This window comes from Cupriavidus sp. 01T418 (genome assembly GCF_056398885.1).
Genome location: NZ_JBFTQG010000003.1, coordinates 136,796 through 149,316, shown reverse-complemented (window position 1 = coordinate 149,316; position 12,521 = coordinate 136,796). Strand labels below are relative to the sequence as shown.

General features: G+C 64.7%; 14 protein-coding genes. 6 read left to right on the top strand and 8 right to left on the bottom strand.

Annotated elements, in window-relative coordinates; translation table 11 throughout:
- Positions 1 to 45 precede the first annotated feature (45 nt).
- Together AC1DQ3_RS04910 and metK are read right to left on the bottom strand one after the other, a co-directional pair.
- Complete coding sequence (locus tag AC1DQ3_RS04910) at positions 46 to 999, bottom strand: Kdo hydroxylase family protein (protein ID WP_477119055.1); 954 nt, start codon at positions 997 to 999, stop codon at positions 46 to 48.
- Positions 1,000 to 1,184: 185 nt separating this feature from the next.
- Positions 1,185 to 2,348 (bottom strand): methionine adenosyltransferase, encoded by a 1,164-nt coding sequence (gene metK / locus AC1DQ3_RS04905; RefSeq protein ID WP_477119054.1) that lies wholly within the window; start codon positions 2,346 to 2,348, stop codon positions 1,185 to 1,187.
- A gap of 283 nt (positions 2,349 to 2,631) precedes the next feature.
- Between metK and AC1DQ3_RS04900 the strand changes: the two genes are divergently transcribed.
- The 4 genes from AC1DQ3_RS04900 (at position 2,632) to AC1DQ3_RS04885 (ending at position 6,285) form a co-directional block, all read left to right on the top strand.
- Positions 2,632 to 3,570: a lysophospholipid acyltransferase family protein gene (locus AC1DQ3_RS04900; protein ID WP_477119053.1), complete on the top strand. Its 939-nt coding sequence runs from the start codon at positions 2,632 to 2,634 to the stop codon at positions 3,568 to 3,570.
- A complete protein-coding gene (locus AC1DQ3_RS04895; protein ID WP_477119052.1) occupies positions 3,567 to 4,460 on the top strand; it encodes a lipid A biosynthesis lauroyl acyltransferase in 894 nt (297 codons plus the stop codon). Before AC1DQ3_RS04900 ends, AC1DQ3_RS04895 begins: the two co-directional genes overlap by 4 nt.
- Positions 4,461 to 4,560: 100 nt before the next feature.
- Complete coding sequence (gene dapF, locus AC1DQ3_RS04890; protein ID WP_477119051.1) at positions 4,561 to 5,427, top strand: diaminopimelate epimerase; 867 nt, start codon at positions 4,561 to 4,563, stop codon at positions 5,425 to 5,427.
- A gap of 48 nt (positions 5,428 to 5,475) precedes the next feature.
- Positions 5,476 to 6,285, top strand: coding sequence for a polyphosphate kinase 2 family protein (locus tag AC1DQ3_RS04885; protein ID WP_477119050.1), 810 nt, complete (start codon positions 5,476 to 5,478; stop codon positions 6,283 to 6,285).
- 108 nt (positions 6,286 to 6,393) lie between these two features.
- Here the strand turns inward: AC1DQ3_RS04885 and AC1DQ3_RS04880 are convergent, their stop codons facing one another.
- The 4 genes from AC1DQ3_RS04880 to pyrE form a co-directional block, all read right to left on the bottom strand.
- The gene (locus tag AC1DQ3_RS04880; RefSeq protein ID WP_477119256.1) at positions 6,394 to 7,596 is read right to left on the bottom strand and encodes a DUF3734 domain-containing protein; all 1,203 of its coding nucleotides are present in this window, start codon (positions 7,594 to 7,596) and stop codon (positions 6,394 to 6,396) included.
- Positions 7,597 to 7,831: 235 nt separating this feature from the next.
- Positions 7,832 to 8,614 carry a 3-hydroxybutyrate dehydrogenase gene (locus AC1DQ3_RS04875; protein ID WP_477119049.1) on the bottom strand — a complete coding sequence of 261 codons (783 nt, stop codon included), beginning with the start codon at positions 8,612 to 8,614 and terminating at the stop codon, positions 7,832 to 7,834.
- Positions 8,615 to 8,707: 93 nt separating this feature from the next.
- Entirely contained in the window at positions 8,708 to 8,989 is a 282-nt protein-coding gene (locus tag AC1DQ3_RS04870) for a hypothetical protein (RefSeq protein ID WP_477119048.1), read from the bottom strand.
- Positions 8,990 to 9,176: 187 nt separating this feature from the next.
- Positions 9,177 to 9,866 carry an orotate phosphoribosyltransferase gene (pyrE, locus tag AC1DQ3_RS04865; protein ID WP_477119047.1) on the bottom strand — a complete coding sequence of 230 codons (690 nt, stop codon included), beginning with the start codon at positions 9,864 to 9,866 and terminating at the stop codon, positions 9,177 to 9,179.
- Between the two features lie 30 nt (positions 9,867 to 9,896).
- Between pyrE and AC1DQ3_RS04860 the strand changes: the two genes are divergently transcribed.
- Positions 9,897 to 10,673, top strand: a complete 777-nt coding sequence (locus AC1DQ3_RS04860; RefSeq protein ID WP_477119046.1) for an exodeoxyribonuclease III — start codon at positions 9,897 to 9,899, stop codon at positions 10,671 to 10,673.
- A gap of 9 nt (positions 10,674 to 10,682) precedes the next feature.
- Here AC1DQ3_RS04860 and AC1DQ3_RS04855 read toward each other — a convergent pair whose 3' ends face one another.
- Together AC1DQ3_RS04855 and AC1DQ3_RS04850 are read right to left on the bottom strand one after the other, a co-directional pair.
- A complete protein-coding gene (locus AC1DQ3_RS04855) occupies positions 10,683 to 11,084 on the bottom strand; it encodes a type II TA system antitoxin MqsA family protein (protein ID WP_477119045.1) in 402 nt (133 codons plus the stop codon).
- Positions 11,085 to 11,087: 3 nt separating this feature from the next.
- Positions 11,088 to 11,384 (bottom strand): type II toxin-antitoxin system MqsR family toxin, encoded by a 297-nt coding sequence (locus tag AC1DQ3_RS04850; protein ID WP_477119044.1) that lies wholly within the window; start codon positions 11,382 to 11,384, stop codon positions 11,088 to 11,090.
- Positions 11,385 to 11,533: 149 nt separating this feature from the next.
- Here AC1DQ3_RS04850 and argC point away from each other — a divergent pair, with 149 nt between their 5' ends.
- Complete coding sequence (argC, locus tag AC1DQ3_RS04845) at positions 11,534 to 12,481, top strand: N-acetyl-gamma-glutamyl-phosphate reductase (RefSeq protein ID WP_477119043.1); 948 nt, start codon at positions 11,534 to 11,536, stop codon at positions 12,479 to 12,481.
- Positions 12,482 to 12,521 lie beyond the last annotated feature (40 nt).

The following is a 12,521-nucleotide window of genomic DNA, read 5'->3' as shown; positions in this document are numbered from 1 at the left end:
CGGCGGGGGAGCAAACCAGTGGCTGACCGGCGCGCAAACCCGACCTCAACCCTTCACCATCGGCCGCCCCAGCATCCGCGCCAATACCGCCTCCGGCGAATGCGTATGGTCCCCGATCGCCTTGGGCGACAGGTAGTAAGTCTGCTCCATCATGGCCCTGCCACGCATGGCCGCATGCAGCACCTGATCGCTAAACACAATCCACGTCGACCCAGGCGGAAACTGAAACTCCTGCTGCGGCACATTGGCCTGGTACTGCAGATCGGCCTTGGCCAGGTCATGCAGTTGCAGCATCCGATGGTCGTACTCGGAGCGCCGGCGCTTGGTAATGTGCAGCAACGCCATCACCCGAGCCTGCCCCGGCCACATCCCCTTGGTCTTCGGCACGAAGCGCTTCGCAAAATCGCCAAACGGCTCCCCGACCCGCCACACGCGCGGCGCCTGCGGATCGATATTGTGGAATACGCGCAGCAGCCGCTGGCCCAGCATCGGATTGGACGGGAAGGAGTCCACATGCAGCCGGGTGTCGTCCTTGCGCCAGCTCACCGGCCGCCCGGCGATCTCGCTCGGGCGCAGCGAGGTGCCGGCGCGCACCATGTGCGGGCCGTATTCCGGAAACAGGCTCAGCACCAGTTTTTCGCTGTCATCGGCATAGCGCCGAATCAGGTGATACAGGCCCTTCAGGTCCTGCTCGCCGCCGACCGCGCCGCGCACCGCCTGGTCATTGGCCCGCAGGTTGATGTTCTTGGACTTGCCATCCGACCAGCGGCTGTCGAGGAAGCGCTCCTCTCCGGGCTCGAACTGGAAGTGCAGTTGCGGGAAAAACAGCACCGCGCCCTGCTCCAGCTCGCGGCGCAGTTCGGCCTTGGTACCGGCATCGACCTGCGGCGCCCAGTCGGTAAAGGGCTGGGGCCGGATCAGGTTTAACGCGGGCGCGCCGGCCCCGGGCGTGGTGGCGGGGCCCGGCGCGGAAGGCGTAAGGGTCGAATCAGGTGACATGAGCATCCTCGATATGCGGGCTCCGGCGGACTTCGGCGCGTGCGGCAGCACGCTGACAAAACGCCACTCGCCGGACCGTTTTTTCATTCCGCGATTCTACCCTCGCGGCCACGAGCCAGGCACAGCGCCCGCCGGAATGAAAAACGCCGCCCGAGGGCGGCATTCCGGTGCGGCTGACGCGGCGCTTACAGGCCGGCGGCGGCCCGCAGCAGGGCAACCTTGTCGGTCGCTTCCCACGAGAATTCAGGCTCCTCGCGGCCAAAGTGGCCGTAGGCGGCGGTCTTCTCGTAGATCGGGCGCAGCAGGTCGAGCATCTGCACGATGCCCTTCGGGCGCAGGTCGAAATGCTCCTGCACCAGCGCGGCGATCGCGTCGTCGGAGATCTTGCCGGTGCCTTCGGTGTACACCGTCACGTTGATCGGGCGGGCCACGCCGATGGCGTAGCTGACCTGCACCTGGCACTGGCGCGCCAGGCCGGCGGCGACCACGTTCTTGGCAACATAGCGCGCGGCATAGGCGGCCGAGCGGTCGACCTTGGATGGATCCTTGCCCGAGAAAGCGCCGCCACCGTGCGGCGAAGCGCCGCCGTAGGTGTCGACGATGATCTTGCGGCCGGTCAGCCCGCAATCGCCTTGCGGGCCGCCGATGACGAAGCGGCCGGTCGGGTTGACCAGGTACTTGGTGTCCTTGAGCATCTCGGCCGGCAGCACCGGCTTGATGATTTCCTCGATCACGGCTTCGCGGATCTGCGCCTGGGTGATATCCGGCGAATGCTGGGTCGACAGCACCACGGTGTCCACGCTGTGCGGGCGGCCATCGACATAGCGCACGGTCACCTGCGACTTGGCGTCCGGACGCAGCCAGGGCAGGCGTCCGTCGCGGCGCAGTTGCGACTGGCGCTCGACCAGGCGGTGCGAATAATAGATCGGGAAGGGCATCAACTCCGGCGTTTCGTCGCAGGCGTAGCCGAACATCAGGCCCTGGTCGCCGGCGCCCTGGTTCAGGTAGTCGTCGGAGGCGCGATCCACGCCCTGGGCGATGTCGGGCGATTGCTTGTCATAGGCAACCAGCACGGCACAGCCCTTGTAGTCGATACCGTATTCGGTATTGTCGTAGCCGATGCGCTTGATGGTGTCGCGTGCAACCTGGATGTAATCCACATTGGCGGTCGTGGTGATTTCCCCGGCGAGGACTACCAGGCCGGTGTTGCACAGCGTTTCAGCGGCCACGCGCGCGTACTTGTCCTGGGCCAGGATGGCATCGAGGACAGCATCGGAAATTTGGTCTGCGACCTTATCGGGATGGCCTTCGGAGACGGATTCCGAAGTGAACAGGAAGTCGTTTGCCACGAACTTTTTCTCCAGGTTTGGCTATTGCGTGCCAACCTTGCGGTCCGGGCGGCGACGCTTTAGCGGAATTTTCAAGCCGTTCCGGTAGAACGGTATCGCCCCGCAAGTTGTCAGTTAACTCGGCGATACTTGCTATTATACGCGCCTGCAAGCGGCGCTGCAGCGTGCCGTTCAACGTACCTTGCCTGCTGCGTATCGGATACACATTGATTGCCCCACTAACGGCACCGCCCGGCAAAACATTAATAATCCACCCGGCCTACCGGGCCGCTACCGTAACCCGATGACCTTCCTGTTCTGGCTGATTTCCCGCTTGCCGCTCTGGTGGCTGCACATTATCGGGGGTGCGCTTGGCCTGCTGGCGGCACGCCTGCCAGGACGCTATGGCAGGCGGCTGGCCGAGAACCTGCGCCAGGCCTACCCCGATGCCAGCGCGGCGATGCTGGCCGAAGCGGCCCGCTCAACCGGCCGCATGATCCTTGAGATGCCCTATTTCTGGAGCCGGCGCAATCCCGAGGCGCGCATGTACGGCTTCGCCGACCGGCTCTGGCCGGAAATCGACCTGCTGATGGCGCAGGGCCGCGGGCTGATCATCCTGGTCCCGCATCTGGGCTGCTTCGAAGTGCTTCCGCAGGCATTTGCACTGCGGCATCCCGTCACGGCGCTGTACAAGCCGCCGCACCAGGCCTGGCTGCGCGACTGGATCGTCAAGATGCGCACGCGCCCCAACCTGGCCATGGCGCCGGCGCAACCACGCGGCGTGCGCATGCTGGTGAAGGCGCTCAAGCGCGGCGAGGCCATCGGCATCCTGCCGGACCAGGTTCCGACCGGCGGCGAAGGCGCGTGGGCGCCGTTTTTCGGCAAGCCGGCCTACACCATGACGCTGGTGCAACGACTGCAACAGCTCACTGGCGCGCCGATCGCGGTGATCTTTGCCGAGCGCCTGCCGCGCGGCGTTGGCTACCTCGGCCATATGCAGATCATCAATCACCTGTTGCCCGACGACCCGGCCGAAGCTGTCGCCGTCATCAACGAGACGGTCGAGAAGCTGGTGAGCGTATGCCCGACCCAATACCTGTGGGGCTACAACCGCTACAAGCAACCGGGCGGCGCCGGGCTGCCGCCCGCGGAGTCGCCCCGGGCGCCGCCGGCCGGCGCTTCGCGCAATCCCCTGGAGGTGCCCGCCCCGGCACCAGCCCCTCTCTCCAACGACCAAGAATGAGCCGTATCCTTACCTGGCTTGGCATCGGCCTGCTGACCGTGCTGGGCAAGCTCCCCTATCCGCTTGTCGCACGCTTCGGCGAAGGGCTGGGCAGCCTGCTCTACCTGATCCCCAGCAGCCGCCGCCGCGTGGTGCAAACCAACCTGCGCCTGTGTTTCCCGGACCGCAGCGAAGCCGAGATCGAATCGCTCTCGCGCCAGACCTTCCGCAATGTCTTCCGCAGCTTTGCCGAGCGCGGGATCTTCTGGACCGGCAGCGAAAAACAGATGCGCCGCTGGGTCCAGATCGATGACCAGGCCGACCTGGTGGCACTCGACGGCACGCCCCACATCCTTGTCACGCTGCACCTGTCCGGCGTGGAGGCCGGAGCGATCCGGCTCACCATCCACTTGCGCGAATATGTGGGACGTTCCGGCGCATCGCTGTACACCAAGCAGAAGAACGACCTGTTCGACGGCTTCCTCAAGCATGCCCGCGGCCGCTTCGGCGCCAAGATGATTGCCCGCAATGACAGCGCGCGCGACATCATCCGCTGCCTGCGCAAGGGCGAAGCCCTGCAACTGATCGCCGACATGGACTTTGGCGAGCGCGATTCGGAGTACGTACCGTTCTTCGGCGTGGAGGCCCTGACGCTGACATCGGTATCGCGCCTGGCGCGGCTGGCCGGCGCCAAGGTGGTGCCGATCTATACCGAGATGCTGCCCGACTACCAAGGCTATGTACTGCGCATCCTGCCGGCCTGGGAAAACTATCCCGGCGACAGCGTGACCGAGGACACGCGGCGCATGAATGCCTTCTTCGAAGACTGCATCCACCCGCGCGTGACCGAGTATTACTGGGTGCACAAGCGCTTCAAGCACCGCCCGGAGGGCGATCGCGAAAACTATTGACCACGCGGGCGCGGCAGCGGCATCGCCGGGCAGATATGCTGCCCGCGCCACCCCCGATACGCCGCCAGCAAGCGCCGGACGGCCCGACTACAATCGCACTATGAAAATCCAGTTCACCAAGATGCACGGCGCCGGCAACGACTTCGTCGTGCTTGACGGCATCCACCAGACCCTGAACCTGACACCGGCGCAGTGGCGCGCGCTCGCCAGCCGCCATTTCGGCGTGGGCGCCGACCAGATCCTGGTGGTCGAGAAGCCCACCCGCGCCGACGTCGATTTCCGCTATCGCATCTTCAACGCCGACGGCGGCGAGGTGGAGCATTGCGGCAACGGCGCACGCTGCTTCGTGCGCTTCGTCACCGACCACGGCCTGACCGACAAACGCTCGGTGCGCGTGCAGGTGATGAACGGCGTCATCACCCTGACCTTGCAGGACGATGGCCAGGTCACGGTCGACATGGGCGAGCCGGAACGCGAACCGGCCCGCGTACCCTTCCGCCCCGACGGACTGCCGACCCGGGTCGAAGGCCGCGAAACGCTTTACGGGCTGGAAGTGAACGGCCGCACGGCATGGATCTCCGCGATCTCGATGGGCAATCCGCATGCGGTGCAGGTGGTGGACGACACCGAGGCGTTCCCGGTGCTGCAGGACGGCCCCATCATCGAGCATCACGCGAGCTTTCCCAACCGCGTCAATGCCGGTTTCATGCAGGTGGTGGAGCGCCAGACGATTCGCCTGCGCGTGTTCGAGCGCGGCGCCGGCGAGACGCTGGCCTGCGGCACGGGCGCATGCGCGGCGGTTGTCGCCGGCATCCGCCGCGGCCTGCTGGACTCGCCGGTGCTGGTGCACACGCACGGCGGCGACCTCACCATCGCCTGGGACGGCGACGGCGAACCGGTGCGCATGACCGGCCCGGCCACCACCGTCTTTGAAGGCAGCATTGACCTGGAGCGGTTGCCTGCCTGACCATGGAGGCTTGCGGCCGGCCATGGCCGCGCCCTCCATGGAGTGCCAATGCCGCTCGCCGACTTCCGCATCACCTCGGGCAAGAACTTCCGCCTGGCCGATTTCAACAGCAGCGCCAAGCCGCTCTCCAGCGGCAACAAAGCCACCGACCAGGCCCGCCTGGCCGAACTGAGCACCCAGCTCGACGCCGTGCAGGACATCTTCTACGCTGAACAGAAGCGCAAGCTGCTGGTGGTGCTGCAGGGCATGGATACCAGCGGCAAGGACGGCACCGTGCGCGGCGTGTTCCGCAGCTTCGATCCGCTGGGCATTCGCGTCGTCGCTTTCAAGTCCCCTACCGCCGAAGAGCTCGCGCACGACTACCTGTGGCGCATCCATGCCCAGGTGCCGCGCGCCGGCGAGATCGTGGTGTTCAACCGCAGCCACTACGAAGACGTGCTGATCACGCGGGTACACGCATGGATCGACGAAGACGAATGCGAGCGCCGCTACAAGCAGCTGCGCGCCTTCGAGACGATGCTGCTCGAAACCGGCACCACCATCGTCAAATGCTTCCTGCATATTTCCAGGGACGAGCAGAAATCCCGGCTTGAGGCCCGGCTGGCGGATCCGCAGAAACACTGGAAATTCGACCCCAGGGACCTGGAAGAGCGGCAGTACTGGAAGACCTACATGACTGCCTATGAGGCCGCCATTGCCGCCACCAGCACGCCGGAGGCGCCGTGGCATATCGTGCCGGCGGATTCCAAGACGCACCGGAACCTGATGGTGGCGGAGATCATGATGGCGGTGTTTGCCGGGTTGAAGCCGGAGTATCCGCCGGGCAAGCCGGAGCTGATGAAACTGAAGGTGGTGTAGGGATGGCGATAACCGGCAACTGCCTTGACCGCGGTTGCCGTTAATCCGTTTAGCCGTTAATCCGTTTAGCCGTCAAGGCGTTTAGCGTTTAGCCCTCCCCTCGCCCCCTCACGCATGCCCATTCCCCCGATGGATGTCATGCGTGACAAACGGCTTCTCATGCGTAGGCATGGCCAGCCACTCCGGATGCTTCAACGTCTCCCGGATATCATCCAGCCCGCTGGTCCAGTGATCGTTCATCGTCAGCAGGCCAAACTGATAGTCCTTGGCATTCCCTTCGAATGTCTTGTCGCGGTAAATCAGCTGAATCACATTGCGCCGCGCGTCGCACGCGTATTCCCCCGCCTTGCGATACCAGTTGTTGTCGCGCTGCTCCTGCGGCACGAGTGCCATCACCTCGCTGAGCATGCGGCGGAAGTTCTGCTGCTGGCCCATGTAGTCGGTGATGGTGCGGGTGCGGCTGGAATACTGGATGTCTTTCTGGCGCTCGGCCACGTCCAGCAGGTTGTGCGGCAGCTTGCCGCGCGCGCTCCACAGGTCTACCTGGAAGATCAGCGCATCGCGCCGCGGCTGGGCGGTCAGCACTTCGGACAGCGGCGTGTTGGACACCAGGCCGCCGTCCCAGTAGAACTCGCCATCGATCTCCACGGCAGGGAAGCCGGGCGGCAAGGCGCCGGAGGCCATGAAATGCTCGGCACGCAGCTTGCGCCGGGTGTTGTCGAAATACGCAAAGTTGCCCGTTCGCACATTGACCGCCCCTACCGACACCCGCATCTCATGATGCTGCGCGTTGATGCGGTCGAAATCGGCGAAGCGCTCCAGCGTGCTCTTGAGCGCAGACGTGTCGTAGTAGCTGGCGCCGCCAGGTCCGGCCTGGCGCTCCAGCAGGCTGGGCCAGGGCCGTGGATAGAAGAAGCCGCGCTGGCCCTCCAGGACCGCGCGCGCGGCTTCGATGCCGTCGAACCAGACGCGCAGCGGATCGGGCCAGTGCACGGCACTCGCGGCCACCACCTCGTACGGAAACAGGTTGGGCAGCCAGGGCTGATGGCAGATGTACTCCCAGAAGGCGCGCAGTTGCTCGACCCTGCGCTCGGGCGCATTGCCCGCGATCACCGCGGCATTCAGCGCACCGATCGAGATGCCGGCGACCCAGTTCGGCTCGATGCCGGCTTCGGCCAGGCCCTGGTACACGCCCGACTGATAGGAACCAAGCGCGCCGCCGCCTTGCAGCACCAGCGCCCTGACGGCGTATTCGTGGTGAACCGGCTGTTTGCTGCCGGCCCCCTGCGGCGCGACATCGGGCGGCAGCAGGTTCGCCTCCGGCGCCGTCGGCGCTTCGCGCCGGAGCACCGGGGCTGCCGGCGCTGCCACCACGGCTGCCGCATCGCTCTTCACCGCCAGTTTCGGCGTGACCTTTTCTTGTACCGCTTGATCCTGCTTCCGCCGACGTCCACCTGCCACGACCTCTCCTTGCTTGCTTTGCTTAACAACGTTGCCTGCAGCCATCACAGCGGGCGGCCATGCCGCCCCGCTGTCTTCCAGCCGCTTACTGCATGAACCAGCCGTGGCTCACGACAAAGGACTGCCCCGTCAATGCCGCCGATGGGAACGCGCTCAGGAACAGCGCGGTCTGCGCCACGTCGTCCACCGTGGTGAAGACGCCGTCCACGGTGCCGCCCAGCATCACGCGGCGGACGACTTCTTCCTCGCTGATGCCGAGTTCCTTGGCCTGTTCGGGAATCTGCTTGTCCACCAGCGGCGTGCGCACGAAACCCGGGCAGATCACGTACGAGCGCACGTTGTACTCCGCACCTTCCTTGGCCAGCACGCGTGCCAGTCCGAGCAGCGCGTGCTTGGCGGCGACGTAGGCGGACTTCAGCGGCGAGGCCTCGTGCGAATGCACCGATCCCATATAGATCACGGTGCCGCCGCGCTTGTCCTTGTACATGTGCTTGAGCGCGGCCTTGGTGGTGAGGAAGGCGCCGTCGAGGTGGATGGCCTGCATCTTCTTCCAGTCGGAGAAGGCGTAGTTATGGATCGGGTTGACGATCTGGATGCCGGCGTTGGAAACGAGGATGTCGATGCCGCCAAACGCCTTGGCAACCTCGTCGGTTGCCGTGTTGACGGCGTCCTCGTTGGTCACGTCCATCGCCACGGCGATGGCGCGCCCGCCCGCGGCCTCGATATCGGCGGCGGCCTTCTGCGCCGCCTCTAGGTTCAGGTCGGCGATGGCAACCGCCGCGCCTTCCTTGGCCAGCAGGTCAGCGATGGCCTTGCCGATGCCGCTGGCTGCGCCGGTAACGATGGCGGATTTTCCCTGGAGCTTCATGACATACCTCCTGTGCAGATGACTCGGGTTGGTCGGGTTGATCGGGTTGACCACATGGGTCGAACCGATGGAGACCGACGGGGACAAGGCCGTTCAGGCCAGATAATCGAACACCACCTCGCCCAGCCCGAGGGTGAGGTCGGCAACATAATGCCTGGTGCCAAGGTTTTCGAGCGGCGGATGGTCGTCGAGGTAACTGACCACCGCATCGGCGGTCTCCGGCGGTTCCGGCGCCACCGGGCGCAGCAGCGCGGGGGCGGTACGGCAGGAGATGAAGAAGAATTCCCGATGGAGGAAGCGGCAAGGCCCCAATGGATAGGCCGGACTGGCGAGCGGCATGGCGAATGCCTGCTCGCGGATCGTCTTGATGTCCATCGCCAGCTGACCTCCTGGAGAGATGCTGCGCCACCTTGCCGGGCGGCAAGGCGAATCGCCGGCGGCCGGGGAGGATGCCCGATCGGCCAGCCAGCGAGATCAATCAGACCGGCGGTTTTACTGCGCGGTTCCCGTCATCTGCTGCAATGCAGTAGCCCTTTGCAAGCAACAGGCAACAGGTTCCAGACTATACGCCGTAGCGCTGCCGATAGGCAGCCACTGCCTCGCGCGAGCCGCCCAGTGCGGGATCCTGCGACGCATCCAGATACGCCAGCAAATCCTTCAGGCTGGCGATCGAGATCACCGGCACGCCATATTCGCGCTGCACATCCTGCACTGCGGAATGGGTGCCCACCTGTTCCGCTGTGCCACTCTTTTCCATGCGGTCCAGCGCGATCAGCACGGCGGCCGGCTGCGCGCCCGCTGCGCGGATCATCGCCATTGACTCGCGCACCGAAGTCCCCGCCGAGATCACATCGTCGATGATCACGACCTTGCCCTGCAGCTTTGCGCCCACCAGGGTGCCGCCTTCGCCGTGATCCTTGGCTTCCTTGCGGTTGTAGGCAAAGCCCACGTCACGTCCAAGACCGGACAACGCGACCGCGGTGGCGGACGCCAGCGTGATGCCCTTGTAGGCCGGCCCGAACAGCACATCAAACTCCAAACCCGAGGCCAGCAGGGTTTTCGCATAGAATTGCGCCACCTGGCCCAACATCGCGCCCTGGTTGAACAGGCCGGCGTTGAAGAAATATGGCGACTTGCGGCCGGCCTTGGTTACGAATTCGCCAAAGGACAGCACGCCAGCGTCCAGCGCGAAGCGGATGAAGGTCTGGCTCAAGTCACCAGCGCCGGGCTGCGGCGTCGTCTGCTGCGTCATCTTTTCTCTCTGATTTCAAAATTTCCCGAGATGTTACGGATTATCAGCGCCAACCTCAACGGCATCCGCTCCGCGGCCAAGAAGGGCTTTTTCGAATGGATGGGCAAGCAGGACGCCGACATGGTCTGCGTCCAGGAGCTCAAGGCCCAGGCTGCCGACATGACGGAAGCGTTCCTGGCGCCACATGGCTACCACGGCTACTTCCATTATGCGGAGAAAAAAGGCTATAGCGGTGTCGGCCTTTACACCCGGCACAAGCCGGAGCGCGTGATCACCGGCTTCGGCGTCGACGAGTTCGATAACGAAGGCCGCTATGTCGAGGTGCAGTATCCGCATCTCGCCGTGATCTCGGTCTACGTGCCCTCGGGCTCGAGCGGGGAAGAACGCCAGCAAGCGAAATTCCGCTTCATGGAAGCCTTCCTGCCCCACCTGCTGCAACTCAAGGCCAGCGGGCGCGAGATCGTGCTGTGCGGTGACGTCAACATCGCGCACAAGGAAATCGACATCAAGAACTGGAAGGGCAACCTGAAGAACTCGGGTTTCCTGCCGGAAGAGCGCAGCTGGATCGGCGAGCTGTTCGATGTGCATGGCTACGTGGACGTGTTCCGCAAGCTGGACTCGCGCCCCGAACAATACACCTGGTGGAGCAACCGCGGCCAGGCTTACGCGAAGAACGTCGGCTGGCGCATCGACTACCACCTGGCGACGCCGAAGATCGCGGACAAGGCGCACGCCACCTCGATCTACAAGGACGAGAAGTTCAGCGATCACGCGCCGCTGTCGATCGACTACGACTTCCCGCTGTAAGCGGGCGCGCTAAGCCGAGCGCACCTCGTCGAGCAGCTCCGGGTGCCGCTCCAGCACCTTGAGCAGCTTGACCAGCGCCAGTGGCGGCTTGGTCTTGCCGGTTTCGTAGCGCGAGAAGGCATTGACGCCACCGCCGAAGATTTCCGCGGCCTCGCGCTGGTCCAGGCTCAGCTTCTTGCGCACGGCCACGATAAAGGCCGGATCGACGATCGCGGCATTGACCTGCTTGTTGAAGGCCAGCATCCAGGCGGACACGCGCCCCGACTCATCGAGGTCGAGCACTGCTTCGCCGCATGCCGGGCAAAACTGTCCGCGCACGTCCGGAATCTCGGTGGCTTCGCCGCGGTAGACATAAGGCAGCTCGCGTACGCTTTCGACGAGTTCGGCGCCGCCGCAGTTCGGGCATTTCATTGTTCACCGCTCCTTGAATGAGACGATCAGCAGGTCATCGATGACAGTCAGCTTCAGATAGACGCCGCCGTACGGCGTAACCGGCCGGTACACGTCCTGCCAGATGGTGTGACTGGCATGCGTTGTCATGCTTTTGTAGAAATCGTGCGGGACCAGACCCGCCACGACAGCCAGCATCGCTGTCGGATCCAGTCCGAGCGCGCTGGCACCGGCCACGGCCGAAATCGTCATGCGGACCCGGCCCTGCTCAATCAAGTGCCGGACTCGCTGCAATCTACAGTGAGGCGTACTTTTCTCCATGAGAATTTAACCTACTTGGTTATCAGAAGCAAGGGGAGATTTGCGCTGCACTGCGGCCCGCATCCTGCTACGTCCCCCCAACCTAGTTACAATGCTGGTTCCCATCCGATTCCGGCATGGGACCTTTCGTATTTCCGAGTGAGTCCGCCATGGTTTTCAAAGTGTTCGTAGATGGTCAGGAAGGCACCACCGGTCTCCGGTTGCTCGACTATCTCTCCGGCCGTTCCGACGTGGAGCTGCTGCGTATCGCCGATGACAAGCGCAAGGATCCGGCCGAACGAGCACGCTTCCTGAATGCCGCGGACGTCGCTTTCCTGTGCCTGCCCGACGTCGCCTCGCGCGAAGCCGTGGCGCTGGTGACCAATCCCGATACCTGCGTGATCGACGCCAGCACGGCGTTCCGCACCACCGACAGCTGGGCCTATGGCCTGCCGGAACTCACGCGCGGCCAGCGCGAGAAGATCCGCACCAGCAAGCGCATCGCGGTGCCGGGCTGCCACGCCAGCGCCTTCCTGATGGCGGTGCGTCCGCTGGTGGAAGCCGGCGTGATGCAGGCCGATTACCCGGTCTCGGCATTCTCGCTGACCGGCTACAGCGGCGGCGGCAAGCAGATGATTGCCGAGTTCGAAGCCGGCGGTAACCCGAAGCTGGACAGCCCGCGCCCCTACTCGCTGGGCCTCGCGCACAAGCACCTGCCCGAGATGCGCGTGCAGGCCGGCCTGGCGCAGGCGCCGATCTTCAACCCGATCGTCGGCAACTTCCTCAAGGGCCTGGCCGTGACGGTGCCGGTGTATCCGGATCGGCTGGCGCGCAAGGTCACGCCGGAACAGATCGCCGATATCTACCGCAAGCACTACGAAGGCGAGCAGTTCGTGCGCGTGATGCCGGTGGGCGACGAAGCCAACCTGGACGGCGGCTTCTTCGACGTGCAGGCCAGCAACGACACCAACCGGGTCGACCTGTTCGTGTTCGGCTCGGCCGAACGCATCGTGCTGATGGCGCGCCTGGACAACCTGGGCAAGGGCGCTGCCGGCGCCGCGGTGCAATGCATGAACGTGCATGTGGGCGCGGACGAGGCGACCGGCCTGAGCGCCTGAAGCCAGCCAACGCCGGCAGGAACGAAAAGAGCCACCCTGC

Bases quoted from the DNA above. Each gene is read 5' to 3' on its own strand.
- dapF (WP_477119051.1), top strand. From the start codon at position 4,561: ATGAAAATCCAGTTCACCAAGATGCACGGCGCCGGCAACGACTTCGTC.
- AC1DQ3_RS04875 (WP_477119049.1), bottom strand. From the start codon at position 8,614: ATGAAGCTCCAGGGAAAATCCGCCATCGTTACCGGCGCAGCCAGCGGC.
- AC1DQ3_RS04910 (WP_477119055.1), bottom strand. From the start codon at position 999: ATGTCACCTGATTCGACCCTTACGCCTTCCGCGCCGGGCCCCGCCACC.
- AC1DQ3_RS04900 (WP_477119053.1), top strand. From the start codon at position 2,632: ATGACCTTCCTGTTCTGGCTGATTTCCCGCTTGCCGCTCTGGTGGCTG.
- AC1DQ3_RS04885 (WP_477119050.1), top strand. From the start codon at position 5,476: ATGCCGCTCGCCGACTTCCGCATCACCTCGGGCAAGAACTTCCGCCTG.
- pyrE (WP_477119047.1), bottom strand. From the start codon at position 9,866: ATGACGCAGCAGACGACGCCGCAGCCCGGCGCTGGTGACTTGAGCCAG.
- AC1DQ3_RS04850 (WP_477119044.1), bottom strand. From the start codon at position 11,384: ATGGAGAAAAGTACGCCTCACTGTAGATTGCAGCGAGTCCGGCACTTG.
- AC1DQ3_RS04870 (WP_477119048.1), bottom strand. From the start codon at position 8,989: ATGGACATCAAGACGATCCGCGAGCAGGCATTCGCCATGCCGCTCGCC.
- AC1DQ3_RS04895 (WP_477119052.1), top strand. From the start codon at position 3,567: ATGAGCCGTATCCTTACCTGGCTTGGCATCGGCCTGCTGACCGTGCTG.
- argC (WP_477119043.1), top strand. From the start codon at position 11,534: ATGGTTTTCAAAGTGTTCGTAGATGGTCAGGAAGGCACCACCGGTCTC.
- AC1DQ3_RS04860 (WP_477119046.1), top strand. From the start codon at position 9,897: ATGTTACGGATTATCAGCGCCAACCTCAACGGCATCCGCTCCGCGGCC.
- AC1DQ3_RS04855 (WP_477119045.1), bottom strand. From the start codon at position 11,084: ATGAAATGCCCGAACTGCGGCGGCGCCGAACTCGTCGAAAGCGTACGC.